This window comes from Streptomyces sp. NBC_00670 (genome assembly GCF_036226765.1).
Classification (GTDB): domain Bacteria; phylum Actinomycetota; class Actinomycetes; order Streptomycetales; family Streptomycetaceae; genus Streptomyces.
Window position 1 is genome coordinate 2080847 of the sequence record NZ_CP109017.1, and the last position, 26803, is coordinate 2107649.

Genomic DNA, 26803 nt, shown 5'->3' on the forward strand with positions numbered 1-26803 from the left:
ACTGCTTCTCCACTGACCAAGACGGCGTAGCCGACTACTTCCTCCGCCGTATGCCCGTGACGAACGCCGTCCAGGCGGCGGGCCCCAGGAGCAGCGTCGGGCCGGTGGGGCGCTTGCTGTCGCGGACGGGCACCGTGTCGGGGATGTTGGTGGCGATTTCCAGGCAGTCGCCGCCGCCGCCGTCGCTGTACGTGCTCTTGCGCCAGGTGGCGGCTGTCAGGTCGGCTCGTGTGCTGCGCATGTCTCGTATTCCTCCATGGCCCGCTGGATCAGGGCCGCTGACGGCTCGGGCGGCAGGGCTTGGGCGTGCACGAGATCGTAACGATAGGAGTGACGGGCCACCATGGCCCTGTCCTCCACCAGCTCGCCCGAGTGCCCGGCTTCCAGGTACGCCACGTCCGACGCCTTCTCGAAGGACAGGAGGGTGAGTGAGCCGCCCATCGCCGAGTGGCCACCGGTCGCAAAGGGGATCACCTGCACCTCGACGTGCGGCGTCCTCGCCATCTCGAGCACGTGATTCAACTGGTCGCGCATGACCGTCGGCCCTCCCACGGGCCGACGGATCACCGATTCGTCCAGTACCACCCACAGCAGCGGCGGCTGCGGTCTGCGCAGCAGGCCCTGCCGACCGAGTCGGGCCGCTACCTTCGCGTCGATCTCCTCTGCCGCGCACCAGGGTTGCCCCAGGCGCAGCAGTTCGCGCGCGTACGCGGCGGTTTGGAGCAGGCCGGGCACGCTGTGCGCCATGTACTTGTGCATGGTGATCGCCTTGGCCTCGTACTCCATGAACTTCCGCGCCCAGTCCGGGATCGGTGTCCGCCTGATGTGGCCCCAGAGGGCGACGAGGTCGCCGTCGGCCTCGAGGACCGTGTCCAGCTTGGCGTTGACGTCCTCGGGTGGGTTCTCCTTGCCAACTCGTACTGGGCGATCCGGCTGTGGGCGATCGGGATCAGGTCGCCCAGCCGGCGCTGGGTGAGCCCGGACCGCACACGGAGCTTGCGCAGCTTCGCGCCGTAGAGCGCGGTGAGGGACGTGGAAGGGTCGAGTTCCTTCGGCGCGGGCATCGCTGACCCCGGTTTTCGTTCAAGTACCGCGAAAACAGTTACTCCTTGTGATCGTAGCGGCACGCACCGATGCTCGGGAGAGCAAGCAGAACATCGGTAACAACGAAGGAAGGTGCAGCGCACATGGATGGCAGCCCGAAGGACGCCTGGAAACCCGGATCGCCCGGATCCGCGACACCGAGGCGGCGAAGGACGAGCTGGAGAAGGCACTGTCGGGGGCGGGGGTCGTGCTGCCCTCGCTCGGGCTGGACGCGGTCTGCCTCGCCAGCGACTATCTGCCACCCCTCGTGGAGCTCGGCCGCTGCAACCCCGCGACGGCACGCAAACTGGCGGCCGTCCTACGGGATCGCCGGGCCGAGCTCCTCGCCAAGGTGGACGAAGCCAACCGGCAGAGCGCCGTCAACCGGGCCGGTTGAGGACCTGGAGCGGACGGCGGACGGAGGCGGAGACGGCGGCGGTGACACCGGCGTGGGCGTGGCCGTGCGGCCGGCTCCGTCCGGTCAACATGGGTACAGACGCGGGTGACAGCGGGGGCAAACACCGCCCGACGGGGGCGGTGGATGCCAGACTGAGCAGCATGACCACTGACGCACTGCACCTGACCGCCGCGATCACCCACGAGGGCGAGTGGTACGTGGCGCGCTGTCTTCAGGTTGAGGTCACCTCCCAGGGTGAGACCATCGAAGAATCCCTGGAGAACCTCCGCGAAGCGCTGGAGCTCTACTTCGAGGACGCCCCCGCCCCCGAGGTCACCGAAGTGATCACGGCCCCCGTCGAAGTGCGGCGCGTCGCGTGAGTCCCGCCGTCCCCACGGGCCTCTCCGGAGCCGCAGTGGGCAAGGCCCTACAACGGGGCGGGTTCGCGTACGTCTCTGCCCGTGGCAGCCACGCCAAGTACCGCAGCGGCGAGCGGACCGTCATTGTTCCCCTCCACCGCAGCCTCGCACCCGGCACCCTTCGGTCCATCCTCCGCCAGGCCGACTGGACCGTCGAAGATCTCGAGACGCATTTGCAGTAATCGGCCACGGGTTCCAACGGCAATGGTCTGCTGAGCGGCGCTGGGCGGCCGATCCGGTACTGCGGCGTTCAGGAGGTCGGCGTGGGCGAGGTCGTCGCGCCGTCGGACCCGCAGGATGAGTAGAACTCGTTCAGCGGGGTCCGGGGCAGGTTGGCGGGGCTGTGTTGGCCCCACTCGTCGTTCTCGTGGTACGTGCCGTCGCGGGACAGGCCCTTGCCCGTGTTCAGGAGGCGGAGGACGCCGTACACCCCGTCGCCCTGGTAGTCCCACGCGGCCACGTCGAGGCGGTGGTCGTGGTTGAAGTCGGTGAGGGAGAGTCCTCCGTTGCCGCGGAGGTCGAGGCCGAGGGTGTGGCCGCTCCTGCCGTCGCGGTGGAGCGGACCGATCCGCAGTTCCTTGATCCGTGCGGGTTCCGGGGCGTCGTAGAGCGGAGTGGTCAACGCGACGACGACCAGGTCGAGTTCGTCGTCGCCGTTGATGTCGGCGGCGACTGCGGCCGCGTCTTCCTTGTTCCGTGCGCCGATGAGGGAGCGGATGCCGACGGGCTTGCCGAAGCCGCCCCCTGACGTTCCCCACTCCACCGTCGTGGCCCTGCCCTGGTCGCGGTCCGTCACCCGGTCCGGGTACGCGTCGCCGTCCAGCCAGCCCACCAGCACCCCGTCGTCCGCCACGCAGGGCGGCTTCCGGGCGGCGGGCAGCGGGACCGTCGACGTCTCCGATCCGCCGCAGGCGCTCAGGGTCCCTAACAGGGCGAGGGCGCAGGCCGTGCCCCGCCAGGGCGTTCTCATCGTCACGGCCTCCAGGCGTCCGCTTACTTGTCGTTCCTCAACAGGCTTGCCGGGCAGCCAGGTTACGGAGTCGGCGCCGGGGCCCGGTACTTGGGCGTAACGGGCCCCGGGGGGCGTGGTCACCGCATGCTCGTCACATGTGGACGGCGGGGGCGTCGGCGGCGGTGGGCGTCGGGGTGCCGCGGCGGTAGAGGAGGATCGTGATGAGTGCGCCGGCCGCGAAGAAGGCGGCCGACCACCAGTACGCGGTGGAGTACGACTCCAGTGCCGCGTGGGCCTGGACGATTTTGCTGGTGGCGTCCCTGCCGCTCAGGTAGGACGTGGCGGCGCCCGCCGCGAGGGTGTTGAGCAGCGCCGTGCCGATCGAGCCGCCGACCTGCTGCATCGTGTTGACGGAGGCGGAGGCGACCCCGGCGTCCTCGGCGGCCACACCGCTGGTGGCCAGGCTCATGCCGGGCGCCATGACCAGGCCGATGCCGAGACCGGTGACCACTACGGCGGGCAGGACATCGGCGGCGTACGTGCTGTCCAGGCCGAGACGGGTCAGCCAGATCAGGCCGACGGCTCCCAGGGCCATGCCGAGCGGGACGACGGTCTTCGGCCCGATGCGCGGGATCAGGACGCTCGTGGACAGGGTGGCGGCCACCATCAGGGCACCGACCATCGGAAGGAAGGCCAGCCCGGTCTCGACCGGGGAGAGACCGAGGTAGAGCTGGAGGTAGTAGGTGAGGAAGAGGAACACACCGAACATTCCGGCGGCGGAGACGAGCATCGCCGCGAAGGACGCGCCGCGGTTGCGGTCCAGCAGTACGCGCAGCGGCAGCAGCGGATGCGCGGCCCTCGTCTGCCACCAGGTGAAGGCAGCCAGCAGTACGGCACCGGCGGCGAGGAAGCCCCAGGAGCGCGGCGAGCCCCAGTCGTGCGACTCAGCCATGGAGAAGCCGTAGACGAGGGCGAAGAGGCCGGTGGTGACCAGGACCGTGCCGGGGATGTCGAGCTTGGCGCCGGGCTCACGGCCGGTGCGCCGGAGCAGCAGCCAGCCGCCGACGAGCGGGACGGCCGCCAGGGCGACGTTGACGTAGAGGGTCCAGCGCCAGTCGGCGTACTCGGTGAGGACGCCGCCCAGCAGCAGGCCGACGGCCGCGCCGGAACCGGCGATCGCGCCGAAGATCCCGAACGCCTTGGCGCGCTCCTTGGCGTCGGTGAACGTGGTGGTCAGCAGGGAGAGCGCGGCGGGCGCGAGCAGCGCGCCGAAGACGCCCTGAAGGGCGCGGCCCGTGACCAGGACCTCGAAGTTGGTGGCCGCGCCGGCCACGGCCGAGGCGGCCGCGAATCCCCCCACGCCCGTCAGGAAGGCGAGCTTGCGGCCGAAGAGGTCGGCGATCCGGCCGCCGAGCAGCAGCAGGCTGCCGAAGGCCAGGGAGTAGGCGGTGACTATCCAGGTCCGGTCGCCGTCGGAGAAGCCGAGGTCGGCCTGGGCGGACGGCAGGGCGATGTTCACGATCGTCGCGTCCAGCGTGACCATCAGCTGGGCGAGCCCGATCAGGGCGAGGACCCACCACCGGTGGCTTGCCCCGGCCTGTTCGGGCCGGGCGCCGGTCTTCTTGCTGAGCGACGCCGAGTCCGGCGACGCGGCTGTCTGGGGCATGGGACTCACTCCGGTTCAAGGCTGCTCGGGACCGCTCCGCACGCTTCCAGGAACGAAACGGTTTCGTACCGATAGGCTAGACGCCCCGCCATCGAAACGCAAACGTTTCGCTGAGGGCACCGAACCGGCCCGGACGTCCCGGCGGTCACGCACCGGGGCCCGGCCACCGCCGAAGCGGTGACCGGGCCCCGGTCTGCTGGTCACCGGACGGTCAGTCCGCCCACCACACCGTCGTGTCGGCCGGCACCTCGGCCGTCTCGCCCGCGACCCGCACCTCGCCGTTGGCGAGCAGGACGCGGCCGTACGCCGGGACCGTCACCGGCTCCCCCGTCGTGTTGGCCACGCACACGAAGTCGCCGCGGCGGAAGGACAGGACGCCCTCGGGGGACGTCAGCCACTCCACCGCGTCGCCCGCGCCCAGGTCCGGGTGGGCGCGGCGGGCGGCCAGGGCCGTGCGGTAGAGGGTGAGGGTGGAGTCGGGGGCGCCCGTCTGGGCCTCGACGCTCAGCTCGGCCCAGTCCGCCGGCTGCGGGAGCCAGCTGCCGCCGTCGCCGAAGCCGTACGAGGAGCCCGTGCGGGTCCACGGGATCGGCACCCGGCAGCCGTCGCGGAAGCCGTCCTGGCCGGCGCCGCGGAAGTACGCCGGGTCCTGGCGCACCTCGTCGGGCAGGTCGGTGACGTCCGGCAGGCCCAGCTCCTCACCCTGGTAGACGTATGCCGAGCCGGGCAGCGCCAGCATGAGGAGAGTGGCGGCGCGGGCGCGGCGCAGGCCCAGTGCGCGGTCGCCGGGCAGGCGGATCTGCGTGCCGAGGCCCGCCGGGTTGGCGAACCGCGTGGTGTGCCGGGTGACGTCGTGGTTGGACAGCACCCAGGTGGCGGGAGCGCCGACGGGACGCATCGAGTCGAGCGTGCGGTCGATGACCTCACGCAGCTCGGCGGCGTCCCAATGGGTGCTCAGGTACTGGAAGTTGAACGCCTGGTGCAGCTCGTCGGGGCGCACGTAATTGGCCGTGCGCTCGATGGTGGGCGTCCACGCCTCGGCGACGAAGATGCGGTGGCCCGCGTACTCGTCGAGGATGGTGCGCCACTGCCGGTAGATGGCGTGCACGCCGTCCTGGTCGAAGAACGGCATGACATCGTTGCCCAGCAGTTTTACCTGGTCGTGGGCGCCGAGGTCGGGCAGTCCGGCGGCCTTGACCAGGCCGTGGGCGACGTCGATGCGGAAGCCGTCGACGCCCATGTCCAGCCAGAAGCGGAGGACGGAGCGGAACTCGTCGCCGACGGCCGGGTGCTCCCAGTTGAAGTCGGGCTGCTCGGGCGCGAACAGGTGCAGGTACCACTCGCCGGGCCGGCCGTCGGGTTCGGTGACCCGGGTCCAGGCGGGGCCGCCGAAGATGGACTCCCAGTCGTTGGGCGGGAGTTCGCCGTGCTTTCCCTTCCCGGGGCGGAAGTGGTAGCGGTCGCGCAGCGCGGAGCCGGGGCCCTCGGCGAGCGCCCGCTTGAACCATTCGTGCTGGTCGGAGGAGTGGTTGGGGACGATGTCGACGATGATCCGCAGCCCCAGTTCATGGGCGTCGCGGATCAGCGCGTCGGCGTCGAGGAGGTTGCCGAACATGGGGTCGACGGCGCGGTAGTCGGCCACGTCGTAGCCGGCGTCGGCCTGCGGGGAGGCGTAGAACGGGCTGAGCCACACGGCGTCCACGCCGAGGTCCCGCAGATACGGCAGCCGGGTGCGGATGCCCTCCAGGTCGCCCATGCCGTCGCCGTTGCTGTCGGCGAAGCTGCGCGGGTACACCTGGTAGATCACCGCGTCCCGCCACCAGTCGGGGCGGTCGGCGGGGACGGCGGTGACGGCTTCGGGGACGGTGGCCGGGGCGAGGGGGGCCGGCTGCGCGGCCGGGGCGGTTTCGGCGGAGTGCTGGGTCATGGCGTCCTTGGGGCGTCGTGGAGTTCTAAGTGCGGGGCGGGCGGGGCGCGGGCAAGGGTGCCCGGCGGTGGATGGGCCGGGCACCCCTCGTCGGCGCGAGGAGGGCGTCAGCCCTTCGTGCCGCCCGCCGTGAGCCCGGTGACCAGGTTCTTCTGGACCAGGTAGAAGAAGACCGAGACGGGTATCGCGATCAGCACCGCGGTGGCGGCCATCAGGTTGCGCTGGGCGTCGTGCTCGCTGACGAAGCTCTGCAGGCCGACGGCGAAGGTGTACTTGTCGTCGCTCAGCATGAACGTGGAGGCGAAGGCGACCTCGCCGAACGCGGTGAGGAAGGAGTAGAACGCGGCGACGGCGAGCCCGGGCCGGGCCAGCGGCAGGATCAGCCGCAGGAACGTGCCGAACGGGGTGAGCCCGTCGACGCGGCCGGCCTCGTCGATCTCGAAGGGGATGGTGTCGAAGTACCCCTTGAGCAGCCAGGCGCAGTACGGCACGGTCGTCGTGCTGTTGATCAGGATGAGCCCGAGGTAGGTGTCGATGAGTCCCAGGTCCGACATGATCTGGTACATCGGCACGATGAGGACGGCGATCGGGAACATCTGGGTGAGCAGCAGCAGCCACATGAACTTCTTGTAGCCGGGGAAGCGCATGCGGGAGACCGCGTAACCGGTGGTGGCGGCGATGACCACTCCGATGACGGTGGTGCCGGCCACGACGACGAGGGTGCTCTTGAGCCAGTCGAAGAAGCTCGTGTGCTCCAGGACGAACGTGTAGTTGTCCAGCGTCATCGTGTGCCAGATGCGGCCGGGGTGCAGATAGTCGTCCTTGCCGGGGCCGAGCGAGAGGAAGAGCAGCCAGGCGACCGGGAAGAACGCGATCAGGCTTGCGGTGATCAGCACGCCGTGGGAGGCGAGGGTGGCGAGCGGTCCGCGTTCGCCGCGCCGGCGCACCCGGCGCCGGGTGGTGTCGGCGGCGGGCCGGCCGGTGACCGGGGCGGAGGTCTCTGCGGTGGTCGTACTCATGGGAGCTCCTGCCTCAGATCGCGAGCTGCTGGTCGTTGCGGTTCAGCCAGCGGCGGTAGAAGGAGGTGAAGACGACGAGGATGGCCAGCAGCAGGATGCCGTAGGAGGCGGACTGCGCGAAGTCACGCGGCTGCTGCCCGAAGCCCAATTGGTAGGCCCAGGTGACGAGGATCTGCGCGTCCGGCGCGGTGTTGCCGAACAGCAGGAAGATGATCGCGAACTGGTTGAACGTCCAGATGATGCCGAGCAGGACGACGGTGGAGCTGACCGACCTGAGCCCCGGCAGGGTGACGTAGCGGAACCGCTGCCAGGCGCTGGCGCCGTCCATCTCGGCGGCCTCGTACAGGGTGGTGTCGATGGACTGCAGTCCGCCGAGCAGCGAGAGCATCATGAACGGCACGCCGCACCAGGTGTTGACCATGATGGCGGCGAACCGCTGCCAGAAGGTGTCCTCCAGCCACAGCGGGCTCGGCAGGTGCAGGGCGTCCAGGGCGGCGTTGATGATGCCGCCGTCGGCGAGCATGAACCGCCAGCCGAACACGGTGACGAACGTGGGCACGGCCCAGGGCAGCACGAGGACGAGCCGGTAGAAGGTGCGGCCGCGCAGCTTCTGGTTGAGCAGCAGCGCGAGGCCGAGACCGATGCCGTAGTGCAGGGCGACGCAGAGGGCCGTCCAGAGCACCGTCCACAGGAAGTGCGACCAGAAGCGGTCGTACGCCGTCGGGCCGAACAGGATGTCCTGGTAGTTGTCGAGGCCGATGAACTTGTAGGTGGCGTCGATGTGGTTGACGCCGATCGTGCGCGCGGTGTTGAGGCTGTTGGCGTCGGTGAGGGTGAGGTAGAGGCCGTACACCAGCGGGTACAGCACGAGCACGCCGAGGACGACCGCCACGGGGGCGATCATCGCGTAGGCGTACCAGTGCTTCTGGTACGCCCGCCGCAGGCGCCCGGTGCGGCCGGGCCGCGGCGCGCGGTCACCGTGGCGCTTGCCGGTCGCGCGGTCGATGGCGACTGTCATGGTTCGACACCTTCTGGAAAGTTCTGCGGTACGACGGAATGTGCGGCCGAAGCGGAGGTGGTGCGGCCGCCGGGCCCCTCCCCCGGTGCGGGGGCCCGGCGGCCGGCGGGGCTCACTTGCTGAAGTCGGGGACCAGCTTGGTGAAGGCGAGTTCCGCGTTGCTCAGCCCCTTGTCCAGGGACTCCTTGCCGCCGGCGATCTTGGGCAGTTCGGTGTCGAGCGGGGTCCACAGGGAGCTGTACTCCGGCAGCGCCGGGCGCGGCTGGGCGGCGGGCAGCACCTTCTGGTAGCCGGCGATGCCGGGGTCGGCCTTGACCTTGTCGGTGTAGGCGTCGTCGCGGGTGGGCAGCGTGGAGTTCTTCAGGGCGATGGTCTCCTGGGACTTCGCCGAGGTCATGAAGTTGACGAACTTCAGCGCGGCCGCCTGGCGCGCCTTGTCGGAGCCGGCGTAGACGGAGAGGTTGTGGCCGCCGGTCGGGGCGCCCGCCTTGCCGGTGGAGCCGGCCGGGACGGTGGCGATGCCCAGGTTGCTCTTGTCCTTGAAGGCGCTGCCCTTGTAGAAGTTGGTGATCTCCCAGGGGCCCTGGATGATCGCGGCGACCTTGCCGCTGACGAACGCGTCCTGGATGTGGGCGTAGGCGTCGGCGGTGGTGTCGGCCTTGTGCAGGCCCTTGCCGGAGAAGAGGCTCAGCCAGGTGCCGTACGCCTTCTTGGCGGCGGGCGAGTCGACGGTGATCTTCTTGGCGGCGGCGTCGACGGTGTCGGTGCCCTCGCCGTAGAGGAACGGCTGGCCGTAGTAGCCGGCGGTGGAGCCCCAGTAGCCGTCGACGCCCGCCTTGTCCTTGATCTTCGCGGCGTCGGCCTTCAGCTCGTCCCAGGTGGTGGGGGCCTCGGTGATGCCGGCCTTCTTGAACAGGGCCTTGTTGTAGACGAGCGCGAGGGTGTCGGTGACCAGCGGGACGCCGTACGTCTTGCCCTGGTACTGGGCCTGCTTGATCAGGCTGGCCTGGAACTTGGACTGGTCGGCGAGGGCCTCGGTGCCGTCCAGCGGCAGGAAGTAGCTCTTCTTGGCGAAGGCGGGGGTCCAGCCGACCTCGGAGCGCAGCACGTCGGGGGCGCCCTTGGAGCCGGCGGCGGTGTCGAACTTGTTCTGCGCCTGGTCGAAGGGGACGTTGACGTACTTGACCGTGATGTCCTTGTGGGCGGCCTCGAACTCCTTGACGAGGGCCTTGTACGTCGGTGCCTCGTTGGTGGCGTTGGAGGTGTCCCACCAGGTGATCGTGACCGGGCCGTCGGCCTTGCCGCTGTCGCTGTCGCTTCCGCCGCAGGCCGTCGCCGCGAGGGCGAGGGACGCCACCAGCGCGGTGGCCGCTATGCCACGCCGCATGAGTTCTCCTTGAGGGGTGAGTGCCCTTGAGGGCCAGGGAGGACGGTCCCGCCCGCCGTCCCTGCCGCCGACCTCGCGGCCGGCACCTCGGCAAGGCCGCCGGGCGACGTGAACGTAACAGCGATGTAAGCGGCGCGAAAGACCTTGCAGCAAAAAAGTGCAAGAACTGGTGACAGTTACGGGTCCGTGATGTGCGGGCGGTTGCCTTGCGGTAGGGGGTTACCGGGGGTGCGGCAGGCCGGGGCGGGTTGTGCAAGTCTCTGCAAGCTCTTGCCGCGAGGGGGTCCGACGGGGGATCATCCGTTGCAGGCGGCGGCGGAAGGCCGCTGAAAGCGGGTCACCACCCGGACCCGACCCACCTACGCGGACACATACGCGTCACCTGCGCGCAGACGTACGCGGAACTCACGAGGGAGCGCGATGACGCAGCAGCCCGCCGCGGGCCGGTCGCCCGCCCGCACCCGGCGTGCGCCCGGTGCGCGAGGGGCGAGGGGGCCGGTACAGTCGCATCCCGTGACCACACGGCTTTCCGACATCGCAGCGCAGGCGGGGGTCAGCGAGGCGACCGTCAGCCGGGTCCTGAACGGCAAGCCGGGCGTCGCCGCGACGACCCGTCAGTCCGTCCTCGCCGCCCTCGACGTGCTCGGCTACGAGCGCCCCGTCCGGCTGCGGCAGCGCAGCGAGGGCCTGGTGGGGCTGATCACCCCGGAGCTGGAGAACCCCATCTTCCCGGCGCTCGCCCAGGTCATCGGCCAGGCGCTGACCCGGCAGGGCTACACCCCGGTGCTCGCCACGCAGACCCCCGGCGGCTCCACGGAGGACGAGCTCACCGAGATGCTGGTGGACCGCGGGGTCTCCGGCATCATCTACGTCTCCGGGCTGCACGCCGACACCACCGCCGACATGCAGCGCTACGAGCGGCTGCGGGCGCAGGGCGTGCCGTTCGTCCTGGTGGACGGCTTCTCGCCGAAGGTGCAGGCGCCGTTCATCTCCCCGGACGACCGGGCGGCCATGGCCCTGGCCGTGACCCACCTCGTCTCCCTCGGCCACACCCGGATCGGGCTGGCCCTCGGGCCGAAGCGGTTCGTGCCGGTGCAGCGCAAGATCGAGGGGTTCGTGCGGACGGTGCAGGACCTGCTCGGGCTGGCTCCGGACGTGATCGAGGAGGAGCTGGTCCAGCACTCCCTCTACACGCTGGAGGGCGGCCAGGCGGCGACCACCGCGCTGATCGACCGGAACTGTACGGCGGTGGTGTGCGCGAGCGACATGATGGCGCTCGGTGCGATACGGGCGGCCCGGCAGCGGGGGCTGCGGGTGCCGACGGACGTCTCGGTGGTCGGCTTCGACGACTCCCCGCTCATCGCGTTCACCGACCCGCCCCTCACGACGGTCCGCAAGCCGGTCCCGGCGATGGGCCAGGCGGCCGTCCGCACGCTGCTCGAGGAGATCGGCGGAACGCCGGCGCCCCACAGCGAGTTCGTCTTCATGCCGGAACTGGTGGTGCGGGGTTCGACGGCGTCGGCGGTGAAGACTCCGCCGCGCGCCTAGGGCGCGGGGCTGTGCCGACATGCGGCTCCGCCGCGTGGGCGCGAAACGGGGCGGAGCCCGTGCGGGGTCCAAGGGGCGGAGCCCCTTGAAGGGACGGGAAGGGCAGGGGCGGCGGGGGCGAGGAAAAGGCGCCGCACACCCTCACGCGTCGTAGAACAGCCTCTCCGCCACCGTCCGTGCCAACCGCGTCGTACGGCGGTAGTCGTCGAGCATGTCACCGACGTGACCGGGGCCGTACCCCAGATAGCGCCCCACCGCCGCCAACTCCCGCGCGTCGGAGGGGAACGTGTCCCCCGCCCGCCCCCGCACCAGCATCACCGCGTTCCGCACCCGCGTGGCCAGCACCCACGCCTCGTCCAACGTCGCCGCGTCCTCCGCCGACAGCAGCCCCGCCTCCCGCGCCGCCGTCAGCGCGGCCCGCGTCCGGGTGGTGCGCAGCTCCCCCACCTCGTACCCGTGCCGCAACTGCATCAACTGCACCGTCCACTCCACGTCGGACAGCCCACCCCGCCCGAGCTTCGTGTGCAGCGTCGGATCCGCGCCCCGCGGCAGCCGCTCCGCCTCCATCCGCGCCTTCAGCCGCCGGATCTCCCGTACCGCGTCCTCCCCGAGCCCGCCCCGCGGATACCGCAGCGGGTCGACGAGCTCCAGGAACCGCGCCCCCAGCTCCGCGTCCCCCGCCACCGGCTCCGCCCGCAGCAGCGCCTGTGCCTCCCACCCCAGCGACCACCGGCGGTAGTACGCGGCGTACGAGGTCAGCGTCCGCACCAGCGGCCCGGACTTCCCCTCGGGCCGCAGATCCGCGTCGACGAGCAACGGCGGGTCCGCGCTCGGCAGTTGCAGCAGCCGCCGCATCTCGGTGACGACGGCGTTCGCGGCCCGCCCCGCCTCCGTCTCATCGACGCCCTCGCGCGGCTCGTGCACGAAGAGGACGTCCGCGTCGGAGCCGTAGCCGAGTTCGTGGCCGCCGAAGCGGCCCATGCCGATGACGGCGAACCGGGTGGGCAGCGTGTCGCCCCACCGCTCGCGCACCACGGCCCGCAGGGTTCCGGCGAGCGTGGCGGCGGTGAGGTCGGAGATCGCGCCGCCGACGAGGTCGACCAGGGCGCCCTGGTCCGCCTCGACGGGCGTCTCCTCGGTGCCGTAGGAGCCGACGATGTCGGCGGCGGCGGTGCGGAACAGCTCGCGCCGGCGCACTCCGCGCGCGGCGGTGACCGCCTGCTCGGCGCCGTCGGCGCGCCCCACGGCGGCGACGATCTCCTGTTCGAGCTGGGCGCGGGAGCGCGGGGCGAGCCCGCTGCCCGCGCGCCGCCCGTCCCCGTCGCCGAGCAGCGCGACCGCCTCGGGCGCGCGCATCAGCAGGTCGGGCGCGAGCCGCCCGGCGGACAGGACGCGCGCGAGGTTCTCGGCGGCGGCGCCCTCGTCGCGCAGCAGCCGCAGGTACCAGGGGGTCTTGCCGAGCGCGTCGGACACCTTGCGGAAGCCCAGCAGCCCGGCGTCGGGGTCGGCCGAGTCGGCGAACCAGCCGAGCAGCACCGGCAGCAGGGTGCGCTGGATGGCGGCCTTGCGGGTGACCCCGGAGGCGAGCGCCTCCAGATGGCGCAGGGCGGCGGCGGGGTCGGCGTACCCCAGGGCGACGAGCCGCTCGCGGGCGGCGCCGGGGCTCAGCCGGGCCTCGCCGGGGGCGAGCTGGGCGACGGCGTCGAGCAGCGGCCGGTAGAACAGCTTCTCGTGCAGCCGCCGTACGACACCGGCGTGCCGTTTCCACTCGCGGGTGAGGGTGGCGACGGGGTCGGTGCGCAGCCCGAGCGAGCGGCCGAGGCGCCGCAGGTCGGCCTCGTCCTCGGGGACGAGGTGGGTGCGGCGCAGCCGGTAGAGCTGGATGCGGTGCTCCATGGTGCGCAGGAAGCGGTAGGCCGCGTCGAGTTGTTCGGCGTCGGTGCGGCCGACGTAGCCGCCCGCGGCGAGGGCGGCCAGCGCGTCGAGGGTGGTGCGGCTGCGCAGGGAGGTGTCGGAGCGGCCGTGCACGAGCTGGAGGAGCTGGACGGCGAACTCGACGTCCCGCAGTCCGCCGGGGGCGAGTTTGAGCTCGCGGTCGATCTCGGCGGCGGGGATGTTCTCGACCACCCGGCGGCGCATCTTCTGCACGTCGGCGACGAAGTTGTCGCGCTCGGCGGCCTCCCAGACCAGCGGCGCGAGGGCGTCGGTGTAGGCCGCGCCGAGCTCGGCGTCCCCGGCGACCGGGCGGGCCTTGAGCAGCGCCTGGAACTCCCAGGTCTTGGCCCACCGCTGGTAGTAGGCGAGGTGGCTGCTGAGCGTGCGGACGAGGGGCCCGTTGCGGCCCTCGGGGCGCAGATTGGCGTCGACGGGCCAGATGCTGCCCTCGATCGTGGTCTCGGAGCAGATCCGCATCAGGTGCGAGGCGAGCCGGGTGGCGGCCCGCAGCGCCCGGGCCTCGCCGTCGCCGTCGCCGCCGCCCGGGGACTCGGCGGGTTCCGCGACGAAGATGACGTCCACGTCGGAGACGTAGTTCAGCTCGTGGCCGCCGCACTTGCCCATCGCGATGACGGCGAGCCGGCAGAGCGCGGCGTCCTCGGGCGCGGCGGCCTCGGCGAGGGCGAGGGCGGCGCGCAGGGTGGCGGTGGCGAGGTCGGCGAGCTCGGCGGCGGTCTGGGCGAGGTCGGTGGTCCCGCACACGTCGCGCGCGGCGAGCGACAGCAGACAGCGGCGGTAGGCGACGCGCAGCGCGACCGGGTCGTCGGCGTCCGCGAGCCGGCGTTCGAACTCGGGAACGCCGGGGTGCAGGTCCCGTGCCTCGTAGGTGACCAGGGCCTGCCAGTCGGCGGGGTGCCGGGCGAGGTGGTCGGCGAGCGCGGTGGAGGCGCCGAGCACCCCGAGCAGCCGGTCGCGCAGCGGCTTGGCCGCTATCAGGGTGTCCAGCAGTTCATGCCGTGCCGTGTCGCCCGGCTGCGCCTCGAGGAGCCGGACGAGTCCGAGCAGCGCGAGGTCGGGGTCGGCGGTGGCACCGAGGGCCTCCAGGAGGACGGGGTCGGCGCGCACGGCGGCGAGTTCGGGGGCGTCGAGCAGCCGTTCGGAGGCGGACGGATCGGTGAATCCGTGCCGCAGCAGCCGTGTGAAGGTACTGCTCCTGCGCCCCGGCACCGTCATCCCAGCCTCCCGTCGCTCACCCGGCCGCCTCGCGGGCCGTACGGCACCGCCGAGGGCCAGGCCGTACGGCGGCCTGATCAGGCCCGTCCGGGGGCGAGCCTATCCGCACCGGCACGGGGCGGCCCCGTGTGACCCCCGTGGGCCCCGTCCGGCGGGGTCATCCGGCGGCCGGCACCGGAACCGGGCTCTCCGGGAGCCGCCAGGCCCCGCCCCGGTCCTCCTTGGCGTACCGGGCGACGAGGTCGGGGACGCGCAGGAAGGAGGCCAGCGCGGCGGCGGAGTGGAAGGCGCCGATGGCCGGCCGGCTCTCCGGCAGCCCGAGCCGCAGCAGGCGCGGCTTGACGGCGGCCTGGATCTCGTCGACGAAGGGCCGCAGCACGGTGTCGTAGTCCGCCAGCGCCCGGGGCAGGTCGCCGGGGTGCCGGTTGATCTCCCCGGCCAGGACGTACGCGCCGACGAGGCCGCCGGAGACGCCCATGCCGCTGTACGGGGAGGCGCAGTGGGCGGCGTCCCCGACCAGGGCGACGCGGCCGCGGGACCAGGTGTCGGTGCGCACTTGCAGGACTTCCTGGGAGTAGAAGCTCGCGGTCGTCGCCATGCCGTCGAGGAAGCGTTCCGTCTGCCAGCCGGCGTCGCGGAACCTGTCCGTCCAGAACCGCTTCTGCTTCTCGACGGGCTCCCGGTGCACGGCGGAGGCCGCCGCGGACTCCTCCCGCAGTACGAAGTAGACCTGCGTCTCGTCCGGGTGGTGGCTCCTGCGCATGATCATGCGGCCGCCGGGGGCGAGGTAGGTGTCGCGGACGTTGCCGTCCGTGGCGATGCGCGGCACGAACCAGTAGGCCATGTGCATCCCCACCCGCCGGTACGGGTCGGGGGCGCCGGGCGGGAGGAGGGCGCGCCGGATGCGGGAGCCCTGGCCGTCGGCGCCGACGAGGAGGTCGACGGTGCGGGAGGTGCCGTCGGAGAGGTGGGCGACGACCTCCGTGTCCCCCTGCTCGAAGCGCTCCACGCTCACGCCGAAGACGTACTCCACGTCGTCCTTCGTCGCCTCGTGCAGGATGCGCACCAGGTCGCCGCGCATGATCTCGTACTCGGAGGTCAGCGTCTGCCGTCCCCTGCCGGAGGTGTTGGCCATGATCGTGGCCCGCGTCCGGCCGCGCGCGTCCACGAAGGCGACGCCGCGCTCGTCGACGAGGCGGCCGCGGACGGCGTCGAGCAGCCCCATGCGCGCGATCGCCTCGATGCCCTGACCGCGCAGGTCGACCTGGGCGCCGGTGGCGCGCAGCGCCGGGAACCGTTCGACGACGCTCACCCGGTGTCCGCCCCGGGCGAGCCAGTGGGCGAGCGCCGGCCCGGCGATGCCGCCGCCGCAGACGAGGACGCGCAGAGAGGACTTCATCCCGGAACTCCGAATCTCTATCGGTGATAGGTGTCTTTCCAAAGTCCCCCTATCGCCGATAGATTGTCAAGGTGGCAAAGATGAACCGGGAGACCGTGATCGCCGAGGCGCTCGACCTGCTCGACGAGGTCGGCCTCGACGCCGTCAGCACGCGTCGGCTGGCGCAGCGGCTGGGCGTCGAACAGCCGTCGCTCTACTGGCACTTCAAAAACAAGAAGGAGTTGCTCGGCGCGATGGCCGAGGCCGCCATGGCCCCGCACGCGACGGCTGCGCTGCCGGCGCCGGAGGAGGACTGGCGCGAGTGGTTCCGCGAGAACACGCGGAGCTTCCGGCGCACGCTGCTGCTGCGCCGGGACGGTGCGCGGCTGCACGCGGGGAGCAGTCCCGGCGCGGGGGACCTGGACCGGATCGCGCACAAGATGGCGTTCCTGGTCGCGTCCGGCCTGCCCGAACGGGAGGCCGGAATGGCGATGCTGGCCGCCGGCCGCTTCACGGTGGGCAGCGTCCTGGAGGAACAGGCGGAGGACGGCTCCGCGGGGCCGCCGCCCGGCATCCCGCCGGTCGACCACGACTCGGCGTTCGAGGCGGGCCTGAACCTGATCGTGGAGGGGCTGGCGCACGGGGCGGGGCGGGGTGAGGAGCCGCGTTGAGCCGAACGGCGAGGGGCGTCACGATCCGTGTGGCGGACCGTGACGCCCGTGGCGTCCTTCGTCCTGGCGGGTCGGGACGGGGCGGGTCGGACGTGTCAGCGATGCCCTCTACTCGGAAGGCGGCTCAGAGGCCGGTTCAGAAGTCGGCTCAGAAGTCGGCTCAAAGGTCGACTCAGAAGTCCGGGATGTTCTCGGCCTTGTGGCCCACGGACCTGATCGCCTTGAGCAGACGGTTCTGCCGCCGGTCCCGCTCCGCCCGCTCCGGCAACACGAGCCGCGCGGCGGCCTTCACGGCGTAGTCGTCCGGGTCACCGAAGGCGGTCCGGGGGTCCTCCCCCGTCTCGTCGCAGTGGAACGTGACCTCCTTGAGGGCCTGGAGCACGACGGCCCGGTCCACCCCCGGCTGCATGGCCAGCTTCCACTGGAACCGCGACAGCCACTTCTCGGCGTCCTTGTCCTTGCCCCTCGCCGCGTCCGTCGGCCGGTCCTTCTTCGCCACGTGCTCTCCCGGGTGCTCGGCAGGCGTCCGCCGTGTAGGACGCCGGGGCGCCGGGGCGGGTTCCACGATCACGATTTCCGCAGAACGACAGTCCGTCAGAGGTCATCGGGCAGGATGCGGAAGCACGTGTGCCTGCCGTCCACGGGGCGCAGCGCCCGGAAGTCCCGTATGTCCTTCGTGAGGATGGCGTCCGTGGCGTACTCGGCGGCGAGGGCGACATTCACCGCGTCCACCAGATCGAGGTCGAGTGACGCGTAGCGTGCCCGAACGGTCAGCGCCATATCCAGAATCTCGGCGTGGGGCGTCGCCAGGACCAGGCGCGTCTGCCGTACGCGCGCGGCAAGGGCACGAAGGATCGTGTCGGCCGCTTGTCGCCCGACACGACTGGTGGCCACCTGATGCACTTCGGTCAGCGCCAGCGGGGTGGCCACGAGAAAGCCGCACTGATCCGCGGCCTTCCTGGCTTCGTAATGATCGGGGTCGGACCGATTGAAAAGAGCGAGAATGCCCGAGGTGTCGGCGATCGCGATCACGCGGCGTCGCCCTGACCATGGCGCTCCTGACCGGCGTGCGCACCGGTCGTCGCCGCACGGATCTCGTCCTTGCCCACCGGACCGCCGAAATCGAAGGTCTCGTCGTCGGAAACGAACGGCTCGTCCCAGACGCGATGTGCCAGAGCGATCCGGTGAATGCCCTCACGAATTATCTCCGCCTCGGCGACGCCCAGACGTGCGGCGGCTTCCTTGATCAGGTCGAGATCGCTGTCTTCGGCGTAGACATTGGTTCGCTTGAGAGCCATGTCACGATGGTACAGGTTATGTACCAAGGCCGCAGGAGTGAGTTCTCGACGTCCGGCCGGCGGCGTACTGAAGGACACCGGCTCCGGCGACTGGAGCCGGGCCTTGGGGCCACATCACTCGTTGGCGTGGTGACCGGCCCATTCGCCTCACCGAGCACGCGTTTCCATTTATCGTGAGATGCATCGCGATACGACGCGTTGAGCGGAGGGGGTGCGGATGTCCGTAGACGATGAGGTGATGCGGCCCGAAGGCGCGGCCGAGGCGGCGGACGAGCCAGGGTGGGAGGTGGATCCCGACGACGACTGGGGGGTCGCGGTCATCACCACGGTGGGGCGGCAGTTGCGGCTCCGGCGGGAGGCGTCGGGCATGCGGGCGGCCGACTTCGCGACGGCGATGGGATACGGCGAGGACCTGGTTCACAAGTGTGAGGGCGGTAAGCGAATCCCCCGGCCCGACTACCTGGACCGCGCCGATGAGGTGCTGAACGCCGGCGGGTTGCTCGCGGCCATGAAGGAGGACGTGAGGAAGGTCCGGTACCCGAAGCGGGTCCGGGACCTGGCTCGGATGGAGGCCCACGCAGTCGAGATCGCGTTGTACAGCACGCACAACATCCACGGCTTGCTGCAGACCGACGAACACATGCGTGCGTTGTTCGACGTATGGCTCCCTGCCTACTCCGAGGAGGAGACAGAGCGGATCATGGGTGCCCGGTCGGCGCGTCCGCCACTGGCATGGTTCAAGAGCAGCTACAGCAGCAGCGGAGACGGCAACGACTGCGTCGAGGTAGCGATATCCCCCGCCGCCATCCACGTCCGCGACTCCAAGAACACCACCGGCCCCCGGATGACCCTCGCTCCGGGCGCCTGGACGCGCTTCGTCACACACACCGGACGTTCAAGCCGCCTCTGACCGCCAGCCGTTGAGGAGCAGGTCGAAGATCTGCTTCACGCTCGCCTCCGGGTCCTCGCGGTCCCGTGTGAGCGTCGGGACCTCCAGGACGAACCGTGCGAGGGCCGCGCACGCGAGGTCGTCGGGGGTCCGGCCCAGCTCCTCGGCGATCGCCGTGCCAAGGGTGTCCGCGTGGCGCATCCACATCCGCTCGCTGTACTCGCGGAGCGCCGGTGTGCCGTCGACGAGGGCGGCGAACCCCTTCCGGCGCGGGTCCGCCGCGATCGGGATCCAGGCCGTCAGCGCGTGCGCGCGCAGCGCCTCCACCACGCCCTGGCCCTCGGGCCGCTCGCGCACGCAGGCGCGCAACCGCGCGTCCACGTCCTCCTCGCGGTCGAAGACCAGTGACTCCTTGCTCGGGAAGTGCGCGAAGAGGGTCGTCGTCGAGACGTCGGCCTTCTCGGCGACGTCGCGGACGCTGACGCGGTCGAAGCCGTGCTCCAGGAACAGTTCGAGCGCGGCGTCGGCGATGGCATGCCTCGTCGCGGCCTTCTTGCGCTCGCGGCGGCCGACGGCGGGGCGGGGGGCGGCGGTGCGGTCCGGGGGCGTGACGTCGGGCATGGCCTCACCGTACCGCATAGCTGGACCGATACAGAAACTGTACTGGTTGCACTTTCTTACTCACTTCTGCTTTGGTGGTGGCACGGCGCCGATCCGACCCCGGATCCCGATCCCAAGGAGCCCCGCCATGCCTTCGCCCACCCCTGCCCACGCCCGCATCAGCGTCATCGGCGCCGGTCCCGGCGGCCTGACCTGCGCCCGCGTCCTGCAACGGCACGGTCTCGCGGTGACCGTGTACGACCGCGACCCGGACGCCGGCTCCCGCAACCAGGGCGGCTCCCTGGACCTGCACGAGGACGACGGCCAGCTCGCCCTGCGCGAGGCCGGCCTGCTGGAGGAATTCTTCGCGCTCGCCCGGCCCGAGAGCCAGGAGATGCGCCACCTCGACCCGTCGGGCCGGCTGCTCGGCCACCACCTGCCCGGCGAGGGCGAGACCGCCGCCCCCGAGATCGACCGCGGCCAGCTGCGCGGCCTGCTGCTCGGCTCCCTCGCACCCGGAACGGTCCAGTGGGGCCGCGCGCTCGCCTCGGCCGGCGGACCGGCCGACGGCCCGCGCACCCTGACGTTCACCGACGGCACGACCGCCGAGACGGACCTCGTGATCGGCGCGGACGGCGCGTTCTCCCGCGTCCGCGAGTCGGTCTCGTCCGCGAAGCCGACCTACACCGGCGTCGGCTTCCTGGAGGCCTGGTTCGACGACATGGAGGACGCGCACCCCGAGCTGTCCGCCCTGGTCGGCAAGGGCAACGCGCATGTCGCCGACGGCGAGCGCGGCCTTTTCGCGCAGCGCAACAGCGGCGACCACATGCGCGTCTACCTCATACGGAAGACCCCCGTGGACTGGCTCACCCGGGAAGGGCTGCACCCCGAGGACACCGCCGGCATCCGCGCCCACCTGCTGCGCGCGTACGCCGACTGGTCACCGGAGCTGCTGCGGATGCTCACGGACAACGACGGCCCCTACGTCGACCGCCCGATCTTCGCCCTCCCCGTGCCGCACACCTGGGAGCACTCCCCCACCGTGGCGCTCCTCGGGGACGCCGCCCACCTCATGCCGCCGCTCGGCGTCGGCGTCAACCTCGCCATGCTCGACGCCAGCGAACTCGCCCTCGCGCTCACCCGCGCCGCCACGGTCGACGACGCCGTCCGCGCCTACGAGAAGACGATGCTCCCCCGCTCGACGGAGATCGCCCAGATGCTCGACGGCGCCGCGGAGTCCCTGCTGGAGAGGCCGACGGTGGAGGACCTCGCACGGTTCACCGAGGGCCGGCGCTGACCGGCCGCGTCACGACAAGGGCCCGGGGAGGTGGCCGTACGCCACCGCCCCGGGCCCTTCGCCGTCCGGTTCCCGGACCCTCGCCGACCGCCTACAGCACCGGCAAACTCTTCCGCAGCTCGAACGCCGTGACCTCGCTGCGGTACTCCTCCCACTCCTGCTTCTTGTTGCGCAGGAAGAAGTCGAAGACGTGTTCGCCGAGGGTCTCGGCGACCAGGTCGCTGCGTTCCATCAGGTCCAGCGCCTCGCCGAGGTTCTGCGGGAGCGGTTCGATGCCCAGGGCGCGGCGTTCGCCGTCGCTGAGGGCCCAGACGTCGTCCTCGGCGCCGGCCGGGAGTTCGTAGCCCTCCTCGATGCCCTTGAGGCCGGCGGCGAGGAGGACGGCGTAGGAGAGGTAGGGGTTGGCGCCGGAGTCCAGCGAGCGGATCTCGACGCGGGCCGAGCCGGTCTTGCCGGGCTTGTACATGGGGACGCGGACCAGGGCCGAGCGGTTGTTGTGGCCCCAGCAGATGTACGAGGGCGCCTCGCCGCCCGCGCCGGCCGTACGGGCGGCGCCGCCCCAGATGCGCTTGTAGCTGTTGACCCACTGGTTGGAGACGGCCGAGATCTCCGCCGCGTGCCGCAGCAGGCCCGCGATGAAGGAGCGGCCCACCTTGGAGAGCTGGTACTCGGCGCCGGACTCGTAGAACGCGTTCCGGTCACCCTCGAAGAGGGAGAGGTGGGAATGCATGCCCGAGCCGGGGTACTCCGAGAACGGCTTCGGCATGAACGTGGCCTGGAGCCCCTGCTCCAGCGCGACCTGCTTCATGACCAGGCGGAACGTCATGATGTTGTCGGCCGTGGAGAGCGCGTCGGCGTAGCGCAGGTCGATCTCCTGCTGGCCGGGGGCGCCCTCGTGGTGGGAGAACTCCACCGAGATGCCCATCGACTCCAGCATGGTGATCGCCTGGCGGCGGAAGTCCATGCCGATGGCCTGCGGGGTGTGGTCGAAGTAGCCGGAGTTGTCGGCGGGGGTGGGCCGGGTGCCGTCCACCGGCTTGTGCTTGAGCAGGTAGAACTCGATCTCCGGGTGGGTGTAGAAGGTGAAGCCCAGGTCGGAGGCGCGGTTCAGGGCGCGCTTGAGGACGAAGCGGGGATCGGCGAAGGACGGCGAGCCGTCGGGCATCAGGATGTCGCAGAACATCCGGGCCGTGCCGGGGGCCTCCGCGCGCCAGGGGAGGATCTGGAACGTGGACGGGTCCGGCTTGGCGATCATGTCGGACTCGTAGACCCGCGCGAAGCCCTCGATCGCGGAGCCGTCGAAGCCGATACCTTCATCGAAGGCCTGTTCGAGTTCGGCCGGGGCCACGGCGACGGACTTGAGGAAGCCCAGCACGTCCGTGAACCACAGGCGTACGAACCGGATGTCGCGCTCCTCCAAGGTCCGGAGCACGAACTCCTGCTGCTTGTCCATCTTCCGTTCCCCATCCTTGCTGGTCAGGCCGCCGTTCCCGAGGGTGACGGAGCGGGCGGTCGGGCACCTGAGCATCCCACCACACCAGCATTTCATCCGCGTTGCGGACCCCCGGCGGCCCGGCGGTCCTGTTCCGAACGTCACACGTGCGGCAGGTGTCCACCCGGGTGCCCCACTCCGAGGCCATCTTGCCCGCTGAACTGCGGTTTCGTGAATGGCCGATCCTCGCCCCCCGCGGCGTTCTTAATTTGCATCTCCGATGCAAGTTTTATTACGGTGCCCACGGAATCCGGCGGAGCCACCACGATCCACTCCTTCCGCCGGTGCCCACCAGGGCCGTTCGGCCCTGGTGGGGCCGTACGGCTCTCCCCCGGGCCGTACGGCCCCTCCCACGGGTCCGCCGGTCCTCGCCGGGGCCGAAGGACCGTCACTCCGTTCCTCAGAGGAGTTCCGATGCTCTCCGAGCAGTCCGCAGCCACCGTCCGCGCCACGCTTCCCGCCGTGGGCGCGGCGATCGGCGACATCACCGAGCGCTTCTACAGCCGGCTCTTCGCCGCCCACCCGGAGCTGCTGCGCGACCTGTTCAACCGCGGCAACCAGGCCGCCGGCACGCAGAAGCAGGCGCTGGCCGGTTCCATCGCCGCCTTCGCCACCCACCTCGTCGACAACCCCGACCAGCGGCCCGACCTGATGCTGCGTCGGATCGCCCACAAGCACGCCTCGCTCGGCATCCGGCCGGAGCAGTACCCGGTCGTCCACGAGCACCTGTTCGCCGCCATCGCCGAGGTGCTCGGCGACGCGGTCACCGAGGAGGTCGCCGCGGCCTGGACCGAGGTCTACTGGCTGATGGCCAACGCCCTCATCGCCATCGAGAAGACGCTCTACGCCGCGAGCGAGGAGAGCGGGCTGCGGCAGTGGAAGGTCGTCGAGCGGATCGACGAGACCGCCGACGTCGCCACGTTCCGGCTGCGGCCCGCCGACGACGGGCCCGTGCCGGCGTACCGGGCCGGGCAGTACGTCTCGGTCGGCGTGCGGCTCGCGGACGGGGCGCGGCAGATCCGGCAGTACAGCCTGACGGCGGCGCCGGGTTCGCCGGTGCGGCAGTTCGCGGTCAAGCGGGTGCCGGGGGACGCGGTGACGCCGGAGGGCGAGGTCTCCAACCACCTGCACGCGCATGTGCGCGAGGGGGACGTACTGGAGCTGTCGGCGCCGTACGGCGACCTCGTGCTCGAGGACACCGACGCGCCGTTGCTGCTCGCGTCCGCGGGGATCGGGGTGACCCCGATGATCGCGATGCTGGAGCAGCTCTCGCAGGGGGAGCATGCGGGGCGGGTGACCGTGGTGCACGCGGACCGGTCGCCGGCGGCGCACGCCCTGCGGGGTGACCACGCGGCGTACGCGGCGAAGCTCGCGGACGGGGAGGCGGTGTTCTTCTACGAGGAGGACGCGGAGGGGGCCGGGCGGCCGGGGCTCGTCGACCTCGGCGAGGTCGACGTGGCGCCGGGGACGGTTGCCTATCTGTGTGGGCCGCTGCCGTTCATGCGGGTGGTGCGGGAGCAGTTGCTCCGCGCGGGGGTCGCGGCAGCGGACATCCACTACGAGGTGTTCGGGCCGGACCTGTGGCTGGCGAAGGATGCGGCTGCGGCTGCCTGACGGTATTTTCGCCCCCGCCGCCCCTACCCTTCCCGTCCCTTCAAGGGGCTCCGCCCCTTGAACCCCGGGGGGTGCGTTGTCGGCTGACGGCCGGTGGGGGCTGGTCGCGCAGTTCCCCGCGCCCCTGAAAGACGGGGGCGCCCCCTGCTTTCAAGGGGCGCGAGGAACTGCGCGACCAACCACGACGCACCCGCACCCGCCCACACCCCACCCACCCGAGCTCTCCCGCGCCCTCCCCCTCGGGGGCCTGAGGGCGTAGCCCCCGGGTCAAGGACGGGAAGGGCAGGGGCGGCGGGGGCGACAAAACCCGGGGTGCCCCCTACGCCGGCGCGCCCACCCCCGGGAGGCCCAGGAGGAGGGGGCCCGTGGGGGACGCGATCATGTCTTCCACCGTCAGGGGGTCCAGCGTCGCGTAGAACGCCTCCTGGGCGCGGCGCAACGCGCCCCGCAGCCGGCAGTCCGAGCGGAGCGGACACGGCGGGGTCCCGGGCCCGGCCCCCTCGCAGTCGACCACGTCGGACGCCTCCTCCCCGCCCTCGAAGGCCCGCACGATCGCCCCGACCGACGCCGTCCGCCCCGCCTCCGTGACCGACAGCCCCCCGCCCCTCCCCCGCCGCGCCGCCAGCAACCCCCGGTGCTGGAGCTCGGCCACGACCTTCGCGGCATGCGTGTACGGCACGTCCATGTCCGCCGCGACCTCCCGGGTCGTGGGGCTGGACTCGCCCGCGACGGCGAGCCTCATCAGGACGCGCAGCGCCAGATCGGTGGAGCGCAGAAGCCGCATACCACCAGCGTAAATAATACGCATCGGGCATTCAACTTTTTGACCGGTCCTTCTCCCCATCTCTCCCAAACCCCCACCAATCCCCGGCACTTGGGCTCTTCTTGGCCATTCCATTCCCCTGACATGAACCGATCATCGAAAGAGTGGCCGGGATCGTGCGATCGACATGCGACGAAACATGCGAAGAACCGCATCGCAGGGGGTTTTATGAGATCCACTCGCGCCACCGCGCGCGCCGGGTTGAGCCTGGCAGCGACACTGCCGCTGCTCGCCGGGGCCCTGGCCCTCGGCACGCCCGCGGCCCACGCCGCCGACGGCCACGGCCGGGACTCGCTCGCCGGCACCAAACCGGTCTGGGCCAAGAGCTCGACCGACAAGGGCGCCACCAGCGACAGCACCAAGGTCTCCGTCCGCGTCTATCTCGCCGGCCGCGACGCCACCGGCCTGGCGGCGTACGCGAAGGCCGTCTCCGACCCGGACTCCGCCTCGTACGGCAAGTACCTGTCGGCCAAGCAGGCCGACGCCCGCTACGGCGCCACGAAGGCCCAGGTCGACGCCGTCACCGACTGGCTGAAGTCGGCCGGGCTCGAGGTCACCGGCACCACCCGGCACTACGTCTCCGTCACCGGTGACGTGGCCGCCGCCGAGAAGGCCTTCGGCACCCAGCTCCACAACTACGCCAAGGGCAAGAAGACCTACCGCGCCCCGGCGGAGAACGCCTCCGTGCCCGCCGCGCTGGACGGCGCCGTCCTCACCGTCACCGGCCTGGACAACGCCCCGCACAAGGCGAGCCACAGCGACACCCTGCCCCCGCCGGACGCGGTGTTCCGCAACTCCGGGCCGTTCTCCTCGTACTACGGCTCGAACACGGCCTCCTCGCTGCCGAAGGCGTACGGCAAGAAGATCCCGTACGCGGTCAAGGGCTACACCGGCAAGCAGCTGCGCGCGGCCTACGGCGCCGGCAAGGCGACCGGCAAGGGCGTGACCGTCGCCATCACCGACGCCTACGCCTCCCCGACCATCGCCTCGGACGCCGCCACCTACGCCGGCAAGCACGGCGACGCCTCTTACAAGCGCGGCCAGTTGAGCCAGGTGCTGCCGAGCGACTACACGCGGACCGAGGAGTGCGGGGCGGCCGGCTGGTACGGCGAGGAGACCCTCGACGTCGAGGCCGTGCACGCGGTCGCGCCGAAGGCGGACATCGTCTACGTCGGCGCCGCCTCCTGCTACGACAACGACCTGCTCGACTCGCTGAGCAAGATAGTCGACGGGCACCTGGCCGACATCGTCTCCAACTCCTGGGGCGACATCGAGGCCAACCAGACGCCGGACCTGGCCGCCGCCTACGACCAGGTCTTCCAGCTCGGCGCGATCGAGGGCATCGGCTTCTACTTCTCCTCCGGTGACAACGGCGACGAGGTCGCCAACACCGGGACGAAGCAGGTCGACACCCCGGCCAACTCCGCCTGGGTGACCGCGGTCGGCGGCACCTCGCTGGCCGTCGGCAAGCACGACAAGTACCTCTGGGAGACCGGCTGGGGCACCGAGCGGGCCGCCCTGTCGGACGACGGCCGCAGCTGGGCCGACTTCCCCGGCGCGTTCACCTCGGGCGCGGGCGGCGGCACCAGCCGTACCGTGGCGCAGCCGTACTACCAGCGCGGAGTGGTCCCGTCCTCGCTCGCCAAGGCGAACGGAACGGCCGCGCCGATGCGCACGGTTCCGGACATCTCGGCGATCGCCGACCCCAACACCGGCTTCAAGGTCGGCCAGACGCAGACCTTCCCGGACGGCTCCTACCGCTACTCCGAGTACCGGATCGGCGGCACCTCGCTGGCCGCGCCGGTGATCGCGGGCGTCCAGGCGCTCGCGCAGCAGGAGCGCGGCGGCCGGGCGATCGGCTTCGCCAACCCGGCGATCTACGACCGCTACGGCTCGAAGGTCTACCACGACGTCGTGGACAAGCCGACCGGCACGGACCTCGCGGTGGCCCGCGTGGACTTCGCCAACTCCTACGACGCGTCCGAGGGGCTGATCACCTCGGTGCGCAGCCTCGGCAAGGACAGCTCGCTGAAGGCCGTACGCGGCTACGACCCGGTGACGGGCGTCGGCTCGCCGGCGGGCGGCTACGTGTCGTCGTACCGGCGGCGCTGAGTCACCTGCCTCCTGCGGCCCCCGCGCACCCTGCCCACCGGCGGG

Annotated in this window: 26 protein-coding genes and 1 pseudogene; 10 read left to right on the forward strand and 17 right to left on the reverse strand. The window is 71.4% G+C overall.

The annotated features are described in order from the left end of the window. Window positions 1-34: 34 nt before the first annotated feature. The 3 genes from OIE12_RS09240 to OIE12_RS09250 are packed head-to-tail and all read right to left on the reverse strand — an operon-like array spanning window position 35 to window position 1064. Window positions 35-241, reverse strand: coding sequence for a DUF397 domain-containing protein (locus OIE12_RS09240; RefSeq protein ID WP_329133623.1), 207 nt, complete (start codon window positions 239-241; stop codon window positions 35-37). Beyond that, a complete protein-coding gene (locus tag OIE12_RS09245; RefSeq protein WP_329133625.1) occupies window positions 217-759 on the reverse strand; it encodes a DUF5753 domain-containing protein in 543 nt (180 codons plus the stop codon). The genes OIE12_RS09240 and OIE12_RS09245 overlap by 25 nt, the downstream gene beginning before the upstream one ends. Then, window positions 642-1064, reverse strand: coding sequence for a helix-turn-helix domain-containing protein (locus OIE12_RS09250; RefSeq protein WP_329133627.1), 423 nt, complete (start codon window positions 1062-1064; stop codon window positions 642-644). The genes OIE12_RS09245 and OIE12_RS09250 overlap by 118 nt, the downstream gene beginning before the upstream one ends. Window positions 1065-1111: 47 nt before the next feature. Between OIE12_RS09250 and OIE12_RS09255 the strand changes: the two genes are divergently transcribed. The 3 genes from OIE12_RS09255 to OIE12_RS09265 all read left to right on the forward strand — a co-directional run bounded on the left by OIE12_RS09255 (window position 1112) and on the right by OIE12_RS09265 (window position 2081). Further along, window positions 1112-1480, forward strand: coding sequence for a hypothetical protein (locus OIE12_RS09255; protein WP_329133628.1), 369 nt, complete (start codon window positions 1112-1114; stop codon window positions 1478-1480). A 161-nt stretch (window positions 1481-1641) separates the two neighbouring features. After that, window positions 1642-1860 carry a type II toxin-antitoxin system HicB family antitoxin gene (locus OIE12_RS09260; RefSeq protein WP_030379717.1) on the forward strand — a complete coding sequence of 73 codons (219 nt, stop codon included), beginning with the start codon at window positions 1642-1644 and terminating at the stop codon, window positions 1858-1860. 35 nt (window positions 1861-1895) lie between these two features. Continuing rightward, window positions 1896-2081 (forward strand): type II toxin-antitoxin system HicA family toxin, encoded by a 186-nt coding sequence (locus OIE12_RS09265; protein ID WP_329141804.1) that lies wholly within the window; start codon window positions 1896-1898, stop codon window positions 2079-2081. Window positions 2082-2149: 68 nt separating this feature from the next. Here OIE12_RS09265 and OIE12_RS09270 read toward each other — a convergent pair whose 3' ends face one another. From OIE12_RS09270 to OIE12_RS09295, 6 genes are all read right to left on the reverse strand, one after another. Beyond that, window positions 2150-2752 carry a hypothetical protein gene (locus OIE12_RS09270; protein ID WP_329133632.1) on the reverse strand — a complete coding sequence of 201 codons (603 nt, stop codon included), beginning with the start codon at window positions 2750-2752 and terminating at the stop codon, window positions 2150-2152. 250 nt (window positions 2753-3002) lie between these two features. Further along, on the reverse strand, window positions 3003-4517 hold the full coding sequence (locus OIE12_RS09275; protein WP_329133633.1) for an MFS transporter: 1515 nt from the start codon (window positions 4515-4517) through the stop codon (window positions 3003-3005). 211 nt (window positions 4518-4728) lie between these two features. Next, window positions 4729-6444 carry a glycoside hydrolase family 13 protein gene (locus OIE12_RS09280; RefSeq protein ID WP_329133635.1) on the reverse strand — a complete coding sequence of 572 codons (1716 nt, stop codon included), beginning with the start codon at window positions 6442-6444 and terminating at the stop codon, window positions 4729-4731. 107 nt (window positions 6445-6551) lie between these two features. Beyond that, a complete protein-coding gene (locus OIE12_RS09285) occupies window positions 6552-7463 on the reverse strand; it encodes a sugar ABC transporter permease (protein WP_329133637.1) in 912 nt (303 codons plus the stop codon). A 13-nt stretch (window positions 7464-7476) separates the two neighbouring features. After that, the gene (locus tag OIE12_RS09290; protein ID WP_329133639.1) at window positions 7477-8481 is read right to left on the reverse strand and encodes a carbohydrate ABC transporter permease; all 1005 of its coding nucleotides are present in this window, start codon (window positions 8479-8481) and stop codon (window positions 7477-7479) included. Between the two features lie 112 nt (window positions 8482-8593). Continuing rightward, window positions 8594-9868, reverse strand: coding sequence for an extracellular solute-binding protein (locus OIE12_RS09295; protein ID WP_329133641.1), 1275 nt, complete (start codon window positions 9866-9868; stop codon window positions 8594-8596). 513 nt (window positions 9869-10381) lie between these two features. On the opposite strand from OIE12_RS09295, the gene OIE12_RS09300 reads away from it, so the two are divergent. Further along, window positions 10382-11416, forward strand: a complete 1035-nt coding sequence (locus OIE12_RS09300) for a LacI family DNA-binding transcriptional regulator (RefSeq protein WP_329133643.1) — start codon at window positions 10382-10384, stop codon at window positions 11414-11416. A 141-nt stretch (window positions 11417-11557) separates the two neighbouring features. On the opposite strand, the gene OIE12_RS09305 is transcribed toward OIE12_RS09300, so the two are convergent. Both OIE12_RS09305 and OIE12_RS09310 read right to left on the reverse strand, forming a co-directional pair. Continuing rightward, window positions 11558-14584, reverse strand: coding sequence for a bifunctional [glutamine synthetase] adenylyltransferase/[glutamine synthetase]-adenylyl-L-tyrosine phosphorylase (locus OIE12_RS09305; RefSeq protein WP_329133645.1), 3027 nt, complete (start codon window positions 14582-14584; stop codon window positions 11558-11560). Between the two features lie 157 nt (window positions 14585-14741). Continuing rightward, the gene (locus OIE12_RS09310) at window positions 14742-15983 is read right to left on the reverse strand and encodes an FAD-dependent monooxygenase (RefSeq protein ID WP_329133647.1); all 1242 of its coding nucleotides are present in this window, start codon (window positions 15981-15983) and stop codon (window positions 14742-14744) included. A gap of 80 nt (window positions 15984-16063) precedes the next feature. Between OIE12_RS09310 and OIE12_RS09315 the strand changes: the two genes are divergently transcribed. Next, on the forward strand, window positions 16064-16633 hold the full coding sequence (locus tag OIE12_RS09315) for a TetR/AcrR family transcriptional regulator C-terminal domain-containing protein (protein WP_329141806.1): 570 nt from the start codon (window positions 16064-16066) through the stop codon (window positions 16631-16633). Between the two features lie 172 nt (window positions 16634-16805). Here the strand turns inward: OIE12_RS09315 and OIE12_RS09320 are convergent, their stop codons facing one another. The 3 genes from OIE12_RS09320 to OIE12_RS09330 all read right to left on the reverse strand — a co-directional run bounded on the left by OIE12_RS09320 (window position 16806) and on the right by OIE12_RS09330 (window position 17931). Next, window positions 16806-17132, reverse strand: a complete 327-nt coding sequence (locus tag OIE12_RS09320) for a hypothetical protein (protein WP_329133649.1) — start codon at window positions 17130-17132, stop codon at window positions 16806-16808. Between the two features lie 95 nt (window positions 17133-17227). Beyond that, window positions 17228-17665, reverse strand: coding sequence for a PIN domain-containing protein (locus tag OIE12_RS09325; protein ID WP_329133651.1), 438 nt, complete (start codon window positions 17663-17665; stop codon window positions 17228-17230). Next, window positions 17662-17931 (reverse strand): CopG family transcriptional regulator, encoded by a 270-nt coding sequence (locus OIE12_RS09330; RefSeq protein WP_329133653.1) that lies wholly within the window; start codon window positions 17929-17931, stop codon window positions 17662-17664. The genes OIE12_RS09325 and OIE12_RS09330 overlap by 4 nt, the downstream gene beginning before the upstream one ends. 217 nt (window positions 17932-18148) lie before the next feature. Here OIE12_RS09330 and OIE12_RS09335 point away from each other — a divergent pair. Continuing rightward, window positions 18149-18652, forward strand: a pseudogene (locus tag OIE12_RS09335) (Scr1 family TA system antitoxin-like transcriptional regulator); the annotation flags it as partial. Then, the gene (locus tag OIE12_RS09340) at window positions 18632-18841 is read left to right on the forward strand and encodes a DUF397 domain-containing protein (RefSeq protein ID WP_329141808.1); all 210 of its coding nucleotides are present in this window, start codon (window positions 18632-18634) and stop codon (window positions 18839-18841) included. The pseudogene OIE12_RS09335 and the gene OIE12_RS09340, both read left to right, overlap by 21 nt. On the opposite strand, the gene OIE12_RS09345 is transcribed toward OIE12_RS09340, so the two are convergent. After that, window positions 18827-19441 (reverse strand): TetR/AcrR family transcriptional regulator, encoded by a 615-nt coding sequence (locus OIE12_RS09345; protein ID WP_329133656.1) that lies wholly within the window; start codon window positions 19439-19441, stop codon window positions 18827-18829. The two genes, OIE12_RS09340 and OIE12_RS09345, sit on opposite strands and share 15 nt — an antisense overlap. 127 nt (window positions 19442-19568) lie before the next feature. On the opposite strand from OIE12_RS09345, the gene OIE12_RS09350 reads away from it, so the two are divergent. After that, complete coding sequence (locus tag OIE12_RS09350; RefSeq protein ID WP_329133658.1) at window positions 19569-20717, forward strand: FAD-dependent oxidoreductase; 1149 nt, start codon at window positions 19569-19571, stop codon at window positions 20715-20717. A gap of 91 nt (window positions 20718-20808) precedes the next feature. Here the strand turns inward: OIE12_RS09350 and glnA are convergent, their stop codons facing one another. Then, the gene (gene glnA, locus OIE12_RS09355; RefSeq protein ID WP_329133660.1) at window positions 20809-22170 is read right to left on the reverse strand and encodes a type I glutamate--ammonia ligase; all 1362 of its coding nucleotides are present in this window, start codon (window positions 22168-22170) and stop codon (window positions 20809-20811) included. Between the two features lie 453 nt (window positions 22171-22623). On the opposite strand from glnA, the gene OIE12_RS09360 reads away from it, so the two are divergent. After that, window positions 22624-23823, forward strand: a complete 1200-nt coding sequence (locus OIE12_RS09360) for a globin domain-containing protein (RefSeq protein ID WP_329133662.1) — start codon at window positions 22624-22626, stop codon at window positions 23821-23823. Between the two features lie 319 nt (window positions 23824-24142). On the opposite strand, the gene OIE12_RS09365 is transcribed toward OIE12_RS09360, so the two are convergent. Next, window positions 24143-24607 (reverse strand): RrF2 family transcriptional regulator, encoded by a 465-nt coding sequence (locus tag OIE12_RS09365; RefSeq protein WP_329133664.1) that lies wholly within the window; start codon window positions 24605-24607, stop codon window positions 24143-24145. A 207-nt stretch (window positions 24608-24814) separates the two neighbouring features. Here OIE12_RS09365 and OIE12_RS09370 point away from each other — a divergent pair, with 207 nt between their 5' ends. Continuing rightward, entirely contained in the window at window positions 24815-26758 is a 1944-nt protein-coding gene (locus OIE12_RS09370; RefSeq protein ID WP_329133665.1) for a S53 family peptidase, read from the forward strand. The last annotated feature ends 45 nt before the right edge of the window (window positions 26759-26803 follow it).